At 65.0% G+C, this 16,820-nt stretch carries 19 protein-coding genes; 9 read left to right on the top strand and 10 right to left on the bottom strand.

Translation table 11 applies throughout. The annotated features are described in order from the left end of the window. Positions 1–21: 21 nt before the first annotated feature. Positions 22–783, bottom strand: a complete 762-nt coding sequence (locus tag ACPVPU_RS10425) for a class II aldolase/adducin family protein (protein ID WP_448657878.1) — start codon at positions 781–783, stop codon at positions 22–24. 71 nt (positions 784–854) lie between these two features. Here ACPVPU_RS10425 and ACPVPU_RS10420 point away from each other — a divergent pair, with 71 nt between their 5' ends. From ACPVPU_RS10420 to ACPVPU_RS10410, 3 genes are all read left to right on the top strand, one after another. After that, complete coding sequence (locus tag ACPVPU_RS10420; RefSeq protein WP_448657877.1) at positions 855–1,637, top strand: enoyl-CoA hydratase-related protein; 783 nt, start codon at positions 855–857, stop codon at positions 1,635–1,637. Positions 1,638–1,695: 58 nt separating this feature from the next. Continuing rightward, positions 1,696–2,319 carry a response regulator transcription factor gene (locus tag ACPVPU_RS10415; RefSeq protein WP_448657876.1) on the top strand — a complete coding sequence of 208 codons (624 nt, stop codon included), beginning with the start codon at positions 1,696–1,698 and terminating at the stop codon, positions 2,317–2,319. 170 nt (positions 2,320–2,489) lie between these two features. Continuing rightward, a complete protein-coding gene (locus ACPVPU_RS10410; protein ID WP_448657875.1) occupies positions 2,490–3,032 on the top strand; it encodes a hypothetical protein in 543 nt (180 codons plus the stop codon). Positions 3,033–3,035: 3 nt separating this feature from the next. On the opposite strand, the gene ACPVPU_RS10405 is transcribed toward ACPVPU_RS10410, so the two are convergent. Genes ACPVPU_RS10405 through serS form a run of 5 tightly spaced genes read right to left on the bottom strand, consistent with a single transcriptional unit; the run spans position 3,036 to position 7,615 of the window. Further along, on the bottom strand, positions 3,036–3,395 hold the full coding sequence (locus tag ACPVPU_RS10405; protein ID WP_448657874.1) for a DMT family protein: 360 nt from the start codon (positions 3,393–3,395) through the stop codon (positions 3,036–3,038). Between the two features lie 13 nt (positions 3,396–3,408). Continuing rightward, on the bottom strand, positions 3,409–4,389 hold the full coding sequence (locus ACPVPU_RS10400; RefSeq protein WP_448657873.1) for a potassium channel family protein: 981 nt from the start codon (positions 4,387–4,389) through the stop codon (positions 3,409–3,411). Positions 4,390–4,445: 56 nt separating this feature from the next. Then, positions 4,446–5,549: a peptidoglycan DD-metalloendopeptidase family protein gene (locus ACPVPU_RS10395; protein ID WP_448657872.1), complete on the bottom strand. Its 1,104-nt coding sequence runs from the start codon at positions 5,547–5,549 to the stop codon at positions 4,446–4,448. A gap of 18 nt (positions 5,550–5,567) precedes the next feature. Further along, positions 5,568–6,332 carry a 5'/3'-nucleotidase SurE gene (surE, locus tag ACPVPU_RS10390; RefSeq protein WP_448657871.1) on the bottom strand — a complete coding sequence of 255 codons (765 nt, stop codon included), beginning with the start codon at positions 6,330–6,332 and terminating at the stop codon, positions 5,568–5,570. Then, the gene (serS, locus tag ACPVPU_RS10385; protein WP_448657870.1) at positions 6,332–7,615 is read right to left on the bottom strand and encodes a serine--tRNA ligase; all 1,284 of its coding nucleotides are present in this window, start codon (positions 7,613–7,615) and stop codon (positions 6,332–6,334) included. Before serS ends, surE begins: the two co-directional genes overlap by 1 nt. A 92-nt stretch (positions 7,616–7,707) precedes the next feature. On the opposite strand from serS, the gene ACPVPU_RS10380 reads away from it, so the two are divergent. From ACPVPU_RS10380 to ACPVPU_RS10365, 4 genes are all read left to right on the top strand, one after another. Then, positions 7,708–8,148, top strand: coding sequence for a host attachment family protein (locus tag ACPVPU_RS10380; RefSeq protein WP_448657869.1), 441 nt, complete (start codon positions 7,708–7,710; stop codon positions 8,146–8,148). Between the two features lie 173 nt (positions 8,149–8,321). Continuing rightward, positions 8,322–8,960, top strand: a complete 639-nt coding sequence (locus ACPVPU_RS10375) for a hypothetical protein (protein ID WP_448657868.1) — start codon at positions 8,322–8,324, stop codon at positions 8,958–8,960. Between the two features lie 570 nt (positions 8,961–9,530). Beyond that, complete coding sequence (gene dksA, locus ACPVPU_RS10370; RefSeq protein ID WP_448657867.1) at positions 9,531–9,998, top strand: RNA polymerase-binding protein DksA; 468 nt, start codon at positions 9,531–9,533, stop codon at positions 9,996–9,998. A gap of 65 nt (positions 9,999–10,063) precedes the next feature. Further along, positions 10,064–10,438: a PilZ domain-containing protein gene (locus tag ACPVPU_RS10365; RefSeq protein WP_448657866.1), complete on the top strand. Its 375-nt coding sequence runs from the start codon at positions 10,064–10,066 to the stop codon at positions 10,436–10,438. Positions 10,439–10,611: 173 nt separating this feature from the next. Here ACPVPU_RS10365 and ACPVPU_RS10360 read toward each other — a convergent pair whose 3' ends face one another. Further along, entirely contained in the window at positions 10,612–10,767 is a 156-nt protein-coding gene (locus tag ACPVPU_RS10360) for a YdcH family protein (RefSeq protein ID WP_448657865.1), read from the bottom strand. A 139-nt stretch (positions 10,768–10,906) separates the two neighbouring features. Here ACPVPU_RS10360 and ACPVPU_RS10355 point away from each other — a divergent pair, with 139 nt between their 5' ends. Both ACPVPU_RS10355 and ACPVPU_RS10350 read left to right on the top strand, forming a co-directional pair. Then, positions 10,907–11,104 carry a YdcH family protein gene (locus tag ACPVPU_RS10355; RefSeq protein WP_448660487.1) on the top strand — a complete coding sequence of 66 codons (198 nt, stop codon included), beginning with the start codon at positions 10,907–10,909 and terminating at the stop codon, positions 11,102–11,104. Positions 11,105–11,188: 84 nt separating this feature from the next. Then, entirely contained in the window at positions 11,189–11,650 is a 462-nt protein-coding gene (locus ACPVPU_RS10350) for a DUF1465 family protein (RefSeq protein ID WP_448657864.1), read from the top strand. A gap of 10 nt (positions 11,651–11,660) precedes the next feature. Here ACPVPU_RS10350 and ACPVPU_RS10345 read toward each other — a convergent pair whose 3' ends face one another. From ACPVPU_RS10345 to ACPVPU_RS10335, 3 genes are read right to left on the bottom strand one after another with little or no spacing between them, the layout of a single operon-like run. Continuing rightward, on the bottom strand, positions 11,661–12,110 hold the full coding sequence (locus tag ACPVPU_RS10345; protein WP_448657863.1) for a MaoC family dehydratase: 450 nt from the start codon (positions 12,108–12,110) through the stop codon (positions 11,661–11,663). Positions 12,111–12,165: 55 nt separating this feature from the next. Beyond that, entirely contained in the window at positions 12,166–13,626 is a 1,461-nt protein-coding gene (locus tag ACPVPU_RS10340; RefSeq protein WP_448657862.1) for an efflux transporter outer membrane subunit, read from the bottom strand. After that, positions 13,623–16,817: an efflux RND transporter permease subunit gene (locus ACPVPU_RS10335; protein WP_448657861.1), complete on the bottom strand. Its 3,195-nt coding sequence runs from the start codon at positions 16,815–16,817 to the stop codon at positions 13,623–13,625. Before ACPVPU_RS10335 ends, ACPVPU_RS10340 begins: the two co-directional genes overlap by 4 nt. Positions 16,818–16,820: the final 3 nt, after the last annotated feature.

Below are 16,820 nucleotides of genomic sequence, written 5' to 3'. Positions count from 1 at the left end.
TCGCCGGTTTGTCGAGGGCGGTCAGTCGCGCCAGCTGCGGTCGATGCGGTCGACCCGGCGGAGCATGGCGGCAAAATCGGCTGCGCCCGGCCCGCCCGGTGCCTGAACCTGCGACAGGTCGCGCTGGTGCACGGCAACGACGGGGCCGCCGACCGTGATCGGATCGCCAAGCTGAGCCGTTGCCAGCTGGATTTCGCATGCCCGCTGCAACGACCAATAGGTCAGGAACGCCTCAGGCAAGGTTCGGCCGATCACCAGCGGCCCGTGGTTGCGCAGCATCATCACCCGTTTGTCGCCCAGATTGGCCAGCAGCCGCTCCCCTTCCTCCGGGCGTACGGTCACGCCTTCGAAATCATGGTAGGCGACTTGGCCAGCGAGCGAACAGCCGTAGAAATTGGTCGGCAGCAGCCCGCCCGCCGACGAACAGACCGCCATCGTCGCGGTCGTATGCGTATGGATCACGCAATGGGCATCGGGCAGATGACGGTGGAACAGGGCATGCTGAACGAATCCGGCCCGATTGACCGGATGCGGACTGCCGTCCAGCGTATTGCCGTCGATGTCGACCTTTACGAGGTTCGATGCGCAAATCTCGCCGAAATGCAGGCCGAACGGGTTGATCAGGAACGCGCCTGCTTCCCCCGGAACCTTCAAGGTGATGTGATTGTAGATGAGTTCGGACCAGCCGAGCATGTCGAATACGCGGTAGCATCCGGCCAGTTGCTGTCTGGCAGACCATTCGCCTGGATTATCGACGGAAATGCGGTTCGCTGCCGTTGCCATCTTCCCCTCCATTCGTCATGTTTCGAACAATGAGTATGGCACGGCGTTGCGGCAACGCCAATGGAGGATGAATGTCGGACCAAATGCTGATGGTCGATCGGCACGAGGACGTGCTGGCGTTAACGCTGAACCGACCCGATCGGCTGAATGCGGCGCCGCCCATGTTGTTCGATCTGTTGCGGGAGGCGCTTGCCGCGCGCGGGGATGCGCGTGCGGTGCTGATCCGGGCGGCGGGGCGCGGCTTTTGTTCGGGTGCCGATGTCGCAGGGGCAGCACTGGGCGGGGACGATCCCGGGGCCGCGACCGAACGGGCACTGCTCGATCATTATCACCCGACGATGTGCGCAATCGCCGACCTGCCGGTTCCGGTGGTCAGTGCGGTTCGCGGGCCGGCAGCCGGGATCGGGTGCAGCCTGGCCCTCGCCGCCGATTTCTGTGTGGCGAGCGAAACCGCCTATTTTCTGCAGGCATTCGTGAACATCGGCCTGGTGCCCGATGGCGGTGCCAGCTGGATGTTGCCGCGGCTGGTGGGACGCACCCGGGCCATGGAAATGATGATGCTGGGCGAACGGATCGGGGCGGAGCAGGCGATGCAATGGGGGATGATCCACCGCGTCGTTGCCGATGACGCGCTGGACGATGCGGCCTTGCAGCTGGCGCAGCGGTTGGCTGCCGGGCCGACCCTGGCAATGGGCATGATCCGTCGCGGCGTGCAGGCATCGGCCACCGCCGATTATGCCGCGGCGCTCGACCGGGAGGCGGCAGACCAGCGCCAGGCCCGAAACAGTAAGGATGCGATGGAAGGCGGCATGGCGTTTCTGCAAAAGCGGGCGGCGCTATTTGTCGGGCAATAATGGATTATTTGCCACTATCGGCTTGCAGCTTGCGCGTTGACCCTGCACAACATGAGGCATGGTTCGTTTCGTCTATATTGTCGATGACGAAGAGGATGTCCGCAATTCGCTTCGGGCGTTGCTTGGGTCGCGCCCGAACTGGATGGCCACGGGCTATGCCTCTGGCGATGCCTTTCTGGACGGCGTCGAATCGCGCGAGGATGGCGTCGTCCTGCTGGACATCCGGATGCCGGGCACCTCCGGCATGGACGTTCTTCGGACTCTTCGACCGCTCAGTGCGCGGTTCCCGGTGGTGATGGTGACGGGATCGGGCGATGTTCGATCCGCAGTTGATTCAATGAAGCTTGGCGCGGTCGAGTTCGTCGAGAAGCCGTATCAGCCCCAGCAGCTGTTCGATGCCATCGACCTGGGCTTCAAAGCGCTGGACGAGGCACGCGAGCGCGAGCAGCTGCGCAGCGATGCGCTGAAGCTGATCGGCCGACTGTCGCCGCGCGAGCGTTCTGTGCTCGACCTGCTGATCGACGGCGCACCGAACAAGGTGATTGCCGATCGTCTGGGCCTGAGCGTCCGGACGGTCGAGGTTCACCGGGCCAACCTGATGGACAAGCTGGAGGCCAAGTCCCTGTCCGCCGTTCTGCGGCTGGCCTTTCACGCAGGGGTGGTGGGCGTCGAACCGCGCTAACCCTTGTGGTTTATACTGATCTTGCGCCTGTCCCGCATACGGGGAAAACTAGCTCGCGTTGGGGTGGGGTGGCGCAGTGATGGGTGTGGCGACGGCATTCGGGGGGAAGGCTTTCGTCACACCCATTTCGAGAATGGCTGAAAGGCGCATGTCTCCTAAAGGCAGTTTGAATGACGACACCCATCGCCTATTTCACCTGGGAAGCAACGACCGACCAATTGCGATGGGATGAAGGCGCGCCCGATCGCCTGGGCATCGCGCGGGATCGACTGGAAAGTTTCGATCGGTGGTCGCACAACTGGGCGGCATCGGATCAGCCCGCGCTGGCCGCGATGATGGCTGCTGCCGTTCGTCAGCGCCCCGATGCGTTGTCCCTGACCGTTCATCAGACGGATGATCAAGGTGGGGTGCGCGTTCTGGCCATCTCCGGCGACTGGGTCGACGGTCTGGTTTGCGGCGTGGTGCAGGATGGGGTGGCGCAGGCGCTGGCGGTGATGCCGCCGACCCTGCTCACCCGGCAGTTCGCGCATGACATGGCGCAACCGCTGGTTGCGGCCACCAATTACCTGGCGGCGATGGACATGGTGGTCGGCCAGCAGCCGGAATTGTCGTCCTTTGCGCAAATGGTGGCGGCTGCCCGCAGCCAGCTGGAAAAGGCGGGGGGGCTGGTTCGTGATTTGCGGGCCCGGCTGATCGAGGCCGAAACGGGCTGAGCGTCAGCCGGCATTGCCACCGCGAAACAGAAAGAATGCACCGGCCGCGATCAGGGCAAAGCCGATCCCGTGATTGATCGTCAGTCGTTCGCCGAGAAACAGGATCGAGAACACGGCAAAGATGCCGAGCGTCAGCACCTCCTGTATGCCCTTCAGCTGGGCTGTCGAATAAACGGCGGAACCCATCCGGTTGGCCGGGACCGCCAGGAAATATTCGGGCAGCGCGATCAGCCAGCTGACCAGGATCACCAGCAGCAACGGCGCCTGTTTGAACTTCAGATGGCCGTACCAGGCGAAGGTCATGAACACGTTCGACGCGACCAGCATCAGAACGACGGTCAGCCGGGTGGGCAGGGCGGGCATAAGCAGCGATATCCTAGCGTGATGGCTGACCCGGACGGACAATTTCGACAATGATGTCCCCAGCCTCGATCCGGTCGGCAGCGGCATCATAGAAACCATGCGGCTGGCCGTTGCGGTACAAGCGGACGCCAAGGCCCGTCGCGATGTTGCGCAGTGGCTGCCCGACCTCTTCCGGCCTCGCGCTTCGTTCGGCCAGGGCGACCCGTCCGTTGACCGAGGCAAGGTCGAGCATGTAATCCGCGACATGGCCGCCCTGGCACGATCCGGCCAGCAGCAACCCGGCAAAGCTGACCGGGTTGATGACGGTGGTTGCCCCGGCGGCACGGGCCGGCAATTCATTGTCCTCTGCCTTCACGATGATGCTGATCGGCAGGTCCGGTGCAAGGTGGCGCGCCGTCAGCGTAATCAGGATCGACGTGTCGTCCCTGCCCGCCGCCACGATCAGCGAACAGGCATCGGTCAGGCGTGCATCCATCAGCGTCTGGTCTCGGGTGGCATCGCCCGGCAGGACGATACACCCCAGCGCCTCTGCCTCCGCCAGCGACGCGGGATCTCCATCGACAACCACGATGCCGCCGGCATCGCGGCCGCGCGCCATCAGTTCGCATACCGCCTCCGATCCGGTCTTGCCGAATCCGGCGACGATGATGTGACCCGTCAGCGTCCGCTGAAGCCGCGCCATACGCCATTTCTCCCATGTCCGTCGGAATACGAAATTATAGGTGGTGCCGATGAACAGCAGCACGATGAAGATGCGGATCGGCGTCACGATCAGCGCGTCGAACAACCGGGCCTGCGGCGTCACGGGGGCGATGTCGCCATAGCCCGTCGTCGTGATCGAGATCATGGTGAAATAGACGACGTCCAGAAAACTGATTTCGCCGTCATAATTGTCGCGCAGCCCGGCCCGGTCGAACCAGTGAACCGCGATAGCCAGCCCGACCAGGCCCACCACGCCGGCCACACGCCAGCCGATCGACAGCCATACGGGCATTTGCGATGCCCTTCGCATCGTCTGCGCCCGATAAACAGTGGACTGAACCGGCTTCATCAGCGCTTCGGCAACTGCTTGGCGGGATCGACCGGATCGCGGCCCTTGCGCAGTTCGAAATGAAGCTGCGGACGATCGGCCTGGCCGGTGCTGCCGGTATAGCCGATCACCTGGCCGCGCTTGACCGACTGGCCCCGCTGTACCGCCAGCCGGCTGGCATGGCCGTACACGCTGGTCCATTCCGATCCGTGCTTGACCATGATGATCCCGCCCAGCGTCGCGACCGATGTGCCGGTATAGGCGACAACGCCGTCGGCAGAGGCGCGGATGGGCGTACCGACCGGTACCCCGATCTTGACGCCGTCCAGACGCTCGCCCGATGCGCCGGGGCCAAATCGCTTGACGATGCTGCCCTGTTCGACCGGCCAGTCGAAGCGACCGCCGAATTTGGCGACGTCGGTGACGGCTGTGGACGATGGCAGCACGCGGGCGGGCGATGGCGTCGCCATGGCCGGCCGGTCAAGCTCGCCGATCGCCGGTTCGCCGCCGGTGACGATCGCATCGATATCCAGTTCGAAGCTGCCGGACCGCCGCGTCGTCGTTTCCGCCGGGGTGGCGGCAACCGCGACGCTGCCCGGCTCGGGGATCAGGATGCGCTGATTGACCCGCAGGATGTAGGGCGGCTCCAGCACGTTCGCGGCAAGCACATCGCCCCACGGCACGCCATAGGCACGGGCGATGGCGATGCCCGTCTCTCCGGCCTTGACCAGATGATAGCGCCCACCGGGAATGGTCAGCGTCTGGCCGGGACGGATGGTATAGGGCGGGGCCAGACCGTTGGCGCGGGCGATGGCTTCGGAACCGGCGCCGGTTCGAGCGGCGATTGCGCGCAGCGTGTCGCCCGCGACGACGCGGTACGACCCGCCGGGGACCACCCGCCCATCGGCCACCACCGGCCGTGCCTCCCATGCAGGCGGCGCGCCGGGCAGGGCGATCACGCCCTCCGTCTGTCGTTCATATTCCTGGGCCGGGGTCGAACGGGGTGCAGGTGCCGGTGCAGGGGGATAGGATGCGGTCGGCGGCGGAGCTTCCGGCTGGGGGATGCAGGCACCTATACTTGTCGCTATCGCCAGTATTCCGATCGTCCGTGCCCTGCCAGTCATCCCACCCCCGTCATGACGTCAATCGAAGCGCGCGGCCAGCATAGCCATGGATTCCCGATGCGTCAGGTCCAAATGCAGCGGCGTCACCGCGACATAGCCATCCGCAACCGACTCCAGGTCCGTTGCGTGCCCAGGCGTCTGCACGACATGGCCGAGCGCGAACCAGTGATAGGGATAGCCGCGCGGATCGCGATTGGTCACGATCTGCAACCGGCCATAGTCGCGAAACCCTTGCGGCACGACGCGCACGCCCTTCACCTGATCGGCGGGTAGGGCAGGGAAGTTGACGTTGATCAGCGTGCGCTGTGCCCATTCCATGTCGATCAGCGGGCGGACCACCCGTTCGCCCCAGGCGCTGGCGGCGTCGAAGGGGACGGCGTCGCCCATCGCCTCGCGCGCATAGACCTGGCTGAGCGCGATCGAGCGGATGCCGGCCAGCGCGCCCTCCATCGCCGCCGACACGGTGCCCGAATAGGTCACGTCCTCGCCCAGATTGGCACCGCGATTGACGCCCGACAGGATCAGGTCGGGGCGATGATCCTTCATCAACTCGGCCACCGCCATCATCACAGCGTCGGTCGGCGTGCCGCTGACCGCGAACCGCCGATCGTCGAATTTCCGCACCCGCAGGGGCCGGGTGAGGGTGAGGGAATGGCCCGCGCCCGATTGCTCGTCGGCAGGGGCGACCACCCACACATCGTCGGACAGGGTGGCGGCAATCGCCTCCAGCACCTTCAGCCCCGGCGCATGATAGCCGTCATCGTTGGTCAGCAGGATGCGCATCAGGCAACAGGTTCCAGCCGGGTGACGCCGCCCATATAGGGCACCAGCGCGTCGGGCACGGTCACACTGCCATCCGCATTCTGGTAATTCTCGATCACCGCGACGAGCGTGCGCCCGACCGCCAGGCCGGAGCCGTTGAGGGTGTGGACGAACTCGGTCCGCTTCTGCTCGCCCGCCACCCGGTAGCGGGTATTCATGCGCCGCGCCTGAAAATCGCCGGTGTTGGAGCAAGAACTGATCTCCCGCCACGCATCCTGTCCGGGCAACCAGACCTCCAGGTCATAGGTCTTGCGGGCGCCGAATCCCATGTCGCCGGTGCACAGCAGCAGCTTGCGATAGGGCAGGTTGAGGCGTTCCAGGATCGTCTCAGCCGCGCGCACCATGCGCTGATGCTCGGACTCGCTGTCCTCCGGGCGCACAATGCTGACCAGTTCGCACTTCTCGAACTGGTGCTGGCGGATGAAACCGCGCGTATCGCGCCCAGCCGCACCTGCCTCCGAGCGGAAGCAGAGGGTGAGCGCGGTCAGGCGCTGGGGCAGGGCGCTTTCGTCCAGCAGCTCGCCCATGACGCTGGCGGTGAGGGAGACTTCGCTGGTGGGGATCAGCCAGCGGTCATCCGTGGTGTGAAAACTATCCTCCGCAAACTTCGGCAGCTTGTCGGTGCCGTACATCGCCTCGTCCTTGACGAGCACCGGCGGATTGCATTCCTGATAGCCATGTTCGCCCGTCTGTACGTCCAGCATGAACTGGCCGAGCGCACGGTGCAGGCGGGCCATGTGTCCGCGAAGGAAGGTGAAGCGCGCGCCGGACAGCCGGGCACCGGTTTCGAAATCCATGCCAAGCGCGGGGGCGAGGTCGGCGTGCTCGCGGGGCGTGAAGTCGAACGTTCGCGGCGTACCCCAGCGCGAAACCTCGATATTGCCCGTCTCGTCCGTGCCTTCCGGCACATCGTCGCCGGGCAGGTTGGGGATGATGTCCAGCGCAGCCTTCAGCTCGGCGGCGACCGCCTGCTCCTCCGCCTCCAGCGCGGGCAGGCGATCCTTGAGCGCCGCGACCTCGGCCTTCAGCGCATCGGCTGCCTCGCGCTCGCCCCCGGCCATTGCAGCGCCGATCAGCTTCGATGCTTCGTTCCGGCGCGACTGTGCGGTCTGAACCTCGGTGATCAGCGCGCGGCGGCGCTCGTCCAGGGCAAGGATCGCGGCGGCCTGTGCGGCCAGCCCACGGCGGGCCAGCCCGGCATCGAATGCGTCGGGATCGGTGCGGATCAGGCGAAGGTCATGCATGGCCGGGCTATGGCGCGCATGCCCGGCAGAGGCAACCCGCACCATGATCGATGCGTTGACCCGGCAACCTCAACCGCAAAAGGAGAACTCCAATGCACATTCCGCATCAGGCGCTGGTCGCCGTGGCCGATGGCCGCAAGATGCTGTTCCTCAGGAACGAAGGGGACGAGGTGCACCCGAACCTGGTGGTGGAGCGCAAGCGCGAACAGGACAATCCGGCCGATAGCGACCAGGGGACCGATCGCCCCGGCCGCAGCTTTTCAAGCGTGGGGCCGGGCCGCAGCGCCTATCAGGAAACGGATTGGCATCAGCTGGCCGAGGATCGCTTTGCCGCGGAAACGGCGGACCTGCTCAAGGCGCGTGCCCTTCGCCAGGATTACGAGACGCTGATCATCGTCGCGCCGCCGGCGACGCTGGGCGAACTTCGTCGGCATTATCACAAGGAGGTCGAAACGCGGCTGACCGGTGAGGTCGCAAAGACGCTCACCGGCCATCCGATTGACGAGATCGAGCAGATCCTGCTCGACGAATGACGCCTCAGGCGGTGGCGGTTTCGCGCCGCCGCTGCCAGCGCTTGCGCAGGACCAGCGCGCCGGCCGCGCCGCCGAACAGCAGGAGCATCGGCGGTGCGGGAACCGGGGCCGGGCCGCCCGGATCACCCGGATCGCCGGGGCCACCCGGATCAATCGGCGGCTTGTGCCCGCCATTGGAGGTCCAGCCGCTCGACGTCGAGGAACTGGTCGAGCTGGACGAAGAGGTCGAGCTGGACGACGAAGTCGAGCTGGAGGTCGAGGTCGACGAGGACACGTCACCGCTCGAGCTGGTCGAGGACGACACGTCGCCGCTGGAGCTCGACGTCGAGGAGACGTTGCCGCTCGACGTCGAGGTGGACGAACCACCGGTCGAGGTCGAGGTCGACGAACCGCCGGTCGACGTGGAAGTCGATGACCCGCCTGTCGAGGTGGAGGATCCGCCGGTGGAGGTCGAAGAGCCGCCGGTGGAGGTCGAAGAGCCGCCGGTAGAGGTTGACGAACCGCCGGTAGAAGTGGAGCCGCCGCTCGAGCTGGACGTGGAAGAGATCACGACGCCGCCGCCGCCGCCGCCACCGCCCCCGAAGAAGCCTCCAGCGAAAAAGCCGCCGCCGCCCGCAAAGCCGCCGCCGCCGCCGACGACGACAGGCTGGGCAAAGCCACCACCGCCCGAAAAGACCGGGACTTCATTACCCAGCGGGATCGGTGCGCCCTGGCTGGTCATGGTCACGACCGCCGGCACGCAGGCCGCGGTTTCGGTGCCCTTCTTGATGATGCGTCGCGTTGCGGTCGCACCCGATCCACCGCCGGCATAAACCCGCTTGGCTGCGCTGCCCGCCACCCGGTGCTTTACCACCCGCTTCTTGGCGACCTGACCACTGCCGGCGGAATAGGTGCTGCGCTTTGCCTGTGCCTGATCCGCCATGTGCACGGCGCCGCCACCCACCAATGCGCCGCCGCACGCACAAGCGCAAAGTTTTGCCAAGGCCATCTTCACCGACATAGTCGTTACTCTTCCCTTGTGGCGCGCCGAACCCCCAAGGGATCGGTGCGACGACACTGTTTGCCGTCCACTAGTGAGAAGTGCAGAACAAAATATTAAGTGCAAGCGCGTTAACCATCACTTGCGCATCTGCCGGGATAATTATCGCAGCGATCCGGTGACTTATATGGTTAACGTCCAATTTTGGAACGATAGTTGATCGCCGGTTTTGCAATCTTTAGCGGTCGAATGAATGCCGGATTGCGACTGCACTGATGCCGCGCTGTCGCCGCCACTTTGGTTAATGCCGGATTCGCAGCCTTGTCGAGCGTTGTCCGCCCTCGTATAGGCGCGCCATCGAACGGCGCCGCCGGGCGGGGCAGCGCTGGAGTGGAGAGTTTGGATGGCGACTGTGTTGAACGGCGCGGCGGAGCCAGACGGCGTACCGGCTGCAGCGATTGACGGCATCGAGGACGGGTATCGGCCGACGGCAGACGAACCGTTCATGAACGAGCGGCAGCAGGCCTATTTCCGGCGCAAGCTGCTGGCGTGGAAGGACGCCATCCACCGCGAAGCCCAGGGAACGCTTTCGACGCTTCAGGCCGAACCGTTGCGGGAGGCGGATTTGACCGACCGCGCGTCCAGCGAGACGGATTGGTCCATCGAACTGCGTACCCGCGATCGCCAGCGCAAGCTGATTGCCAAGATCGACGCCGCGCTGCGTCGGATCGACGATGGCGAATATGGCTATTGCGAAGTGACGGGCGAACCCATCTCGCTCGGGCGGCTGGAGGCACGGCCGATCGCCACCATGACGGTCGAGGCGCAGGAACGGCACGAGCGGAACGAGAAAATATCGCGCGACGAATGAGTCGTTAACGCTTTGGATAAGGCTTTGGCGTAGGTTCGATGCCGGACAACGATACTGGTCGGGTGATGGAACAGCTGCCTTTCAACAAGGATGCCGATGACATGCCGATGCCGGCCGGACAGCGCGGTGCCGGTCGCGACAGCCTGTTGCTGACCGCGACTTTTCGGCTGAAGGGGCAATCCGACGCTCAGGTCCGTGTGCGGAACCTGTCGGCCGGGGGCATGATGGCGGAATATCCGGGCGTGGTGACGATCGGTGCACCGGTTTCCGTCGATCTGCGCGGCATCGGTTGGGTGGACGGACGCATTGCCTGGGCAACCGACGGGCGCGTCGGCATCGCCTTCGACACTCAGATCGATCCGCTGGCTGCCCGAAAGCCGGTGGGCAAGGGTGCACAGAAGCCTGGTCCGTTCAAGCCGATTCCATCAAATCGCGGTTGACTGGCTGGCCGATTTCCCGGCTGAACGTCTGTCGTCCGGCTGCATCGGGGACAGTGGACGCTTTGCCCGACCTTTGTTCGGTATCGGTGCCGCCTATGTCCACTATGGTCAGCAGGGGGCGGGCTTTGGGCGCGACAGTTAATGGTGCCGCGCCCGCTTGACGCCGGGCCGGATCAGATACCGGCGATTTCCTCTTTCAGCTTCAGCTTGCGCCGCTTCAATTCTGACAACAATTCGCTATTGGGGCTTGGTCGCTGAGCCTCCTGAGCGATCTTGCGATCGAGCGTGGCGTGCTTTTGCTCCAGCGCGACATGATGGGCGTTCTGCATGAACAGACCTCCTTGCTTGCGTTGTCGGATTGCGGAGTAAATCATGGGCAGCGGCGTTTGTCGCGTGCTGTTTCGGCTCAAGCGGCATATGGTGGCTCTGCTGCGATCGATGGCGGCCGGCGCTGGGGATGAACGGGAAATGGACGAGACGGAGCTGACCCGACGCCTGGAATTGCTGCGGATGGAGCACCGCGATCTGGATGCGGCGATTGCCGCCCTGTCCGAAACCGGATCGTCGGACGTGTTGCAGATCGCCCGGCTTAAAAAGCGAAAGCTTCGATTGAAGGACGAAATCAGTCAGGTTCAGGATTGGCTGGTGCCCGACATCATTGCCTGAGCCGCACCGCTTTGGGACGGCATGGCCGATCGGGTCGGCAGCGAAACCGTTGGCGGCGCCCCTATGATATGGCAACGATCGGAAATGAACGATCTGGGGACTGCTACCGCCATCCATGCGCGGTTGATCGAGGCATTATATACCGAGGCCATGGTGCTGGCCGATGACGCGCGCGGATATTTCGACCTGAGCGGCAATCTCGACCGTCATGCGCTCGATGCCCTGGATCGCGTGTCCTTTTCTTGCGAATCGCTGAAGGTGACGACCCGGCTGATGCACGTGATCGCCTGGCTGCTGACCCAGCGGGCGGTGTTGAACGGGGAACTTGCCGAACGCGACTCGCGCGATCCGTCACGCCGGCTGGGCACCGCGCCCTTGACCGAAGCGGACACGCTGGCGCGTCTGCCCCACGCCGCCGGGGAACTGGTCATGGCCAGCATCGACCTGCACCGGCGCGTCTCCCGGATCGAGGAGGCACGGTTGGGATTGCGGCCCGCCGCCAGCCCGGCACGCGCGATGATGGACCGCCTGACCGCCGCGTTCTGAAGCCGCTTGCTCAGCCGCGGGCGTGCAACAACGCGCTGCGCTCGCACTGGCAGACGATCTGGTCGCGCTGATTCATCATTTCATGTCGCCACGTCACGATCCCTTGATCGGGCCGCGACCGGCTGGGGCGCAGGGCTATGACTTCGCTGGACGCACGCAGGGTGTCGCCGATGAAGACGGGATTGGGCATCCTGACCGCATCATAGCCCAGATTGGCAACCAGCGTACCCAATGTCGTGTCGGCGACGCTGATCCCCACCATCAACGCAAACGTGAAGGTCCCATTCACGAGAATCCGCCCGAATTCGCTGTTCCGCGCCGCCTCCGCATCCAAATGGAGGGGCTGCACATTATGCGTCATCGTGGTGAACAGCAGATTGTCGGTTTCGGTCACCGTCCGGCGTAATGCATGATCGATACGATCGCCGACTGCCCACTCGTCAAAATACCGGCCCGCCATGATCATTCTCCCGCCGCTGCCCTGCCACAGGCGGCAGCGGCGGGAAAGGGGGCCGTCACGGCTCGCGGCGTTGGGGTTGGGGCGCATCCTCCCACCCGCCGCCAAGGGCCTTGAACAGCGTGACCTGAGCATCGGCGAGCGCCGCATCGGACTGGGCCAGCGCGGCACGGGCATTCGCCCGTTCCCGTTCGGCGTCGATCAGCTGCAGGAAACTGTCGGCACCATAATCGAAGCGCAGCTGGGACAGCCGGGCAGAGCTGATGGATGAATCGACGGCCCGGCGCAGCGCACGGTTCCGGTCCAGCTCGCCCGCATATCGGGCCAATGCCTGCTGGACTTCGCGAAGCGCCGTCAGGACCACGCCGTCGAATGCGGCCAGCGACCCCTCGACGCCCGCCTCCGCCTGGCGCAGCCGGCTGCGCGCGGCTGACTGGTTCGGAAAGCTCCAGGAGATCAGCGGCCCAAGCGAAAAGGATACACTGTCGCCATCGACAAAGTTGTTCAGCTGCTGCGAACCCAGGCTGACCGATCCTAGCAGCGAAATGGATGGATACAGCGCTGCCGTGGCAACGCCGACCCGGGCGGTATCGGCCGCAAGCTGACGCTCGGCGGCGCGGACATCGGGACGCCGTGCCAGCAGGGCCGCGCCGTCGCCCACCGGAATCAACTGGGTCACGGCTGGCGGCGCCGTGCAGCCATTCGCCGCAGCGTCGATTTCGGCCGGCGGCCTGCCAGTCAGCGTGGCGAGCGCATAGAGCGCAGCGCGGCGCTCCGCCTCTAGCGCGGGAACCTGCGCCTCGGTCTGCGCCAGCAGCGCCTGCGCACGGTCCAGATCCCGCCGCTGCCCGCGCCCTGCATCCAGCAATCGACGGGTCAGATCGACGGTTCGCTGTTGCAGCTGCACCGTTTCGCGCGCGACGGCCAACTGGCTGGCATTGCTGCATGCCTGGGCATAGGCACGGGCGGTTTCAGCCGCGATGGAGACCCGGGCGGCATCGACCTGCGCCTGTGCAACGGCCACGTCGCCGCGCGCTGCCTCTACCGCGCGGGTTACGCCCCCGAACAGATCCAGTTCATAGCTTGCGTCGAGGCCGGTGCGGAAGAAGTCGGTTTCGAACGAAGGGATGGGCTGACCGCCGAACTGGGCGCCCAGCTGGTTACCGCCGGTCCGCTGGCGGCTATACTGCGCCGACAGGTCGGTGGTGGGCAACCGGCGGCCGGTCGCTTCGATCAGCACGGCGCGCGCCCGGGACAGATTGGCGACCGACTGGCGGATGTCGGTGTTGTGGGCCAGCGCCTCGGTCACCAGACGGTCGACATTGGGGTCGTCATACAGCCGCCACCACTGGCCGGGCAAAGGCGTCGGCGTGACACCCGCTGCGGCAGTTCCCTCGACGAACGGAGCATTGGCGGTTCCGGCCGTCGCGCCCGGCGTGGCGGGCGGGGCGTAATCCGGGCCGACGGCACAACCGGCAACCAGCGCCAGCGGCATCAGGGCGATCAGCGAACGCTTCATGCCGGCAACTCCTGTTCACTGGCCGGTGCTGGCGGCGCTGCCTTTCGACGGCGCAGGCGACGTCCGACGGCATCGCCCAGCTTGCGGCTGAGGACATAGAAGGCAGGGGTGAACAACAGCCCGAACAGGGTGACCCCGATCATGCCGAAGAACACCGCCACGCCAAGCGCAGCACGCAATTCCGCGCCCGGCCCCGATCCGATCACCAGCGGCAGCGTGCCGAGGATGAACGCGATCGACGTCATGATGATCGGGCGCAGACGCTGGGCCGCGGCATGTTCCGCCGCCTCCAGCGTCCCCATGCCGCCATCTTCGTTATGCTTGGCGAACTCGACGATCAGGATGGCGTTCTTCGCCGCCAAACCGATCAGCACGACCAGGCCGATCTGGGTCAAGATGTTGTTGTCCATCCCCATGATGTTGACCCCGATGATCGCGGCCAACAGGCACATCGGCACGATCAGGATGACGGCAAAGGGCAACACGACGCTTTCGTAATTGGCCGCCAGCAACAGGAAGACGAACAACACCGCCAGGGCAAAGGCAATCGCGCCCGTATTGCCCGCCTGTTTCTGCTGATAGGCGAGTTCGGTCCATTCATAGCTGAACCCGTCCGGCAGCACGCGAGCGGCCAGCGCCTCCATCGTGGCCAGGCTCTGGCCCGTGGAATATCCGGGCAGGGTATCGCCCTGCAGTTCGGCGGTGGGATACAGGTTGTAGCGGACGACCCGGTACGGCCCGGCGTCGTTGCGGATCGTCATCACTGCATCCAACGGCACCATCTGGCCGGAAGCCGACCGCGTTTTCAGCCGACCGATGTCGGCGGCCTCGTCACGGTAGGGGGCGTCCGCCTGTGCAGTGACTCGGAAGGTGCGGCCCAGGAAGTTGAAGTCGTTGACATAGGTCGAACCCAGATAGGTGCCGAGGGTCGAGAACACGTTCTGCACCGGCACGCCAAGCTGTTCGGCCCGTTCGCGGTCGACATCGGCATAGAGCCGCGGGGTTCGCGTGTTGAACAGGCTGAATGCACCGGCAATACCATCGGCCTGCGACGCGGCACCCATCATGGCAAAGGTTGCCTGTTCCAGCGCCTGATAGCCGCGATTTTCCCGGTCCTCGATCATCATTTTCCAGCCGCCGCCGGTGCCGATCCCCTGGACGGGCGGCGGTGGAATGACGAGCAGCATCCCTTCGTTCAACTCGGCGAATGCACCGCGCAACTGGTTGGCGATTTCATCCGAATGGGGCCGGACGCCGTGTTCCTTGAAGGCGACGAACATGGCGGCGGTATTCGGAGCCGTCGAGAAACTGGCGCCGTCCAACCCGACGAATGCGGGGGTATCCCGCACATGCGGATTGGCCAGCGCGATTTCCTGCGCCCGCTTCATGAGCGCGGTGGTCCGCTCCAGCGAAGAACCGGGCGGCAGCTGAGCGGCCACGATGACATATCCCTGATCCTGCGGCGGGATGAACCCGGCCGGGGTGGCGGCAAAGCGCCAGCCGGTCACCGCGATCAGCAGCACATAGGCGACAACGACGATGCCGAGCGTCCGTACCGCACGGGCGGTCAGGCGGCCATAACGCTGCGACAGCTTGTCGAACCCCCGGTTGAAGCCGCGGGCGAACCGGGTGCCCCAGCCACGCCAGCCCGGCGCGGGCGGCGTATCGTGGTGCTGTTTCGGCTTCAGGATCAGCGCGGCCAAGGCGGGCGACAAGGTCAGCGACACGAAGGCGGAAATCGCCGTGGCGGACGCGATCGTCAGCGCGAACTGCTGATAGAAGGTGCCGGAGATGCCGGGGATGAAGCTGGTCGGGATGAACACCCCGCACAGCACGAGAGCGATGGCGATCAGTGCGCCCGACACCTCGTCCATGGTTTCATGCGCCGCCTGCAGCGGGCTCAGCCCCTTTTCCTCCATCAGTCGTTCGACATTCTCGACGACGACGATGGCGTCGTCGACCACGATGCCGATGGCCAGCACCATGCCGAACAGCGACAGGTTGTTGATCGAATAGCCAAAGGCCAGGAGGAAGGCGAGGCTGCCGACCAGCGACACCGGGATGGCGATGATCGGGATGATCGCCGCGCGCCAGCTTTGCAGGAACAACAGCACGACCAGCGACACCAGGATGATCGCTTCGATCAGGGTCTTTTGCACTTCCTCGATCGACGCCGAGATATATTCGGTCGGGTTATAGGGAATGGAATAGGTCATGCCCGGCGGAAAGCTGGCCTTTGCCGTATCCAGTTCCTTGATGACCGCATCGGCCGTGGTCAGCGCGTTCGACCCCGGCAGCTGGCTGACCGCGATGGCGACGGTCGGCCGGTTGTTCAGGAACGCGTTGATCGTGTAGTTTTCGGCGCCCAGTTCGACGCGCGCCACATCGCGCAGCCGGGTCATCGCCCCCGCCTCGTCGCGCTTGACGATGATGGCGCCAAACTCGTCCGGCGTGGTCAATCGACCCTGGGTTTGGATGCCCAGCTGAAACGCGGTTGCCGAATCCTTGGTAAAGGGCGGCTGGCCGACACCGCCAACGGCGACCTGTGCGTTCTGGGCACGGATCGCGGCGATGATTTCGTCGACGGTCAGGTTGCGGGCCGCCGCCTGATCCGGATCGATCCAGATGCGCATATTGTAGTCGCGCCCGCCGAACACCTGCGCGTTGCCGACACCGGGCACGCGGGCGATGCGATCGACGACCTGGGTGCCGACATAATTGGATACATATTGTTCAGACAGCGAACCGTCCGGCGAATAGAACATTGCCACCAGCAGGAAGTCCGGCGCGTTCTTGAGCACCGTGACGCCGATCTGGCGGGTCTGTTCGGGCAGCCGCGGTTCGGCCGATGCCACGCGGTTCTGGACGAGCACCTGCGCCTGATCCGCATCCGTGCCCTGGGCGAACGTCACCGTGATCTGAACCTGACCATCGCCGGTGGACGATGATTGAAGGTAGATCATGTTCTCGACGCCGTTGATCGCCTCTTCGAGCGGCGCGGCAACGGTTTCGGCCAGCGTCTCGGCACTCGCACCCGGATAGCTGGCCGACACGACCACGGTGGGCGGCGCAATGTCGGGATATTGCGTCACCGGCAACACCGGCAGCGACACCAGGCCGAATACCAGGATCAGGATGGACAGGACCGCCGCAAAGATCGGGCGGTCGATAAAGAAATGCGGAAACTTCATAGC

This window comes from Sphingomonas paludis (assembly GCF_053502515.1).
Note: the sequence above shows the minus strand (reverse complement) of the source record. Positions and strands in the feature narration are given on the sequence as shown.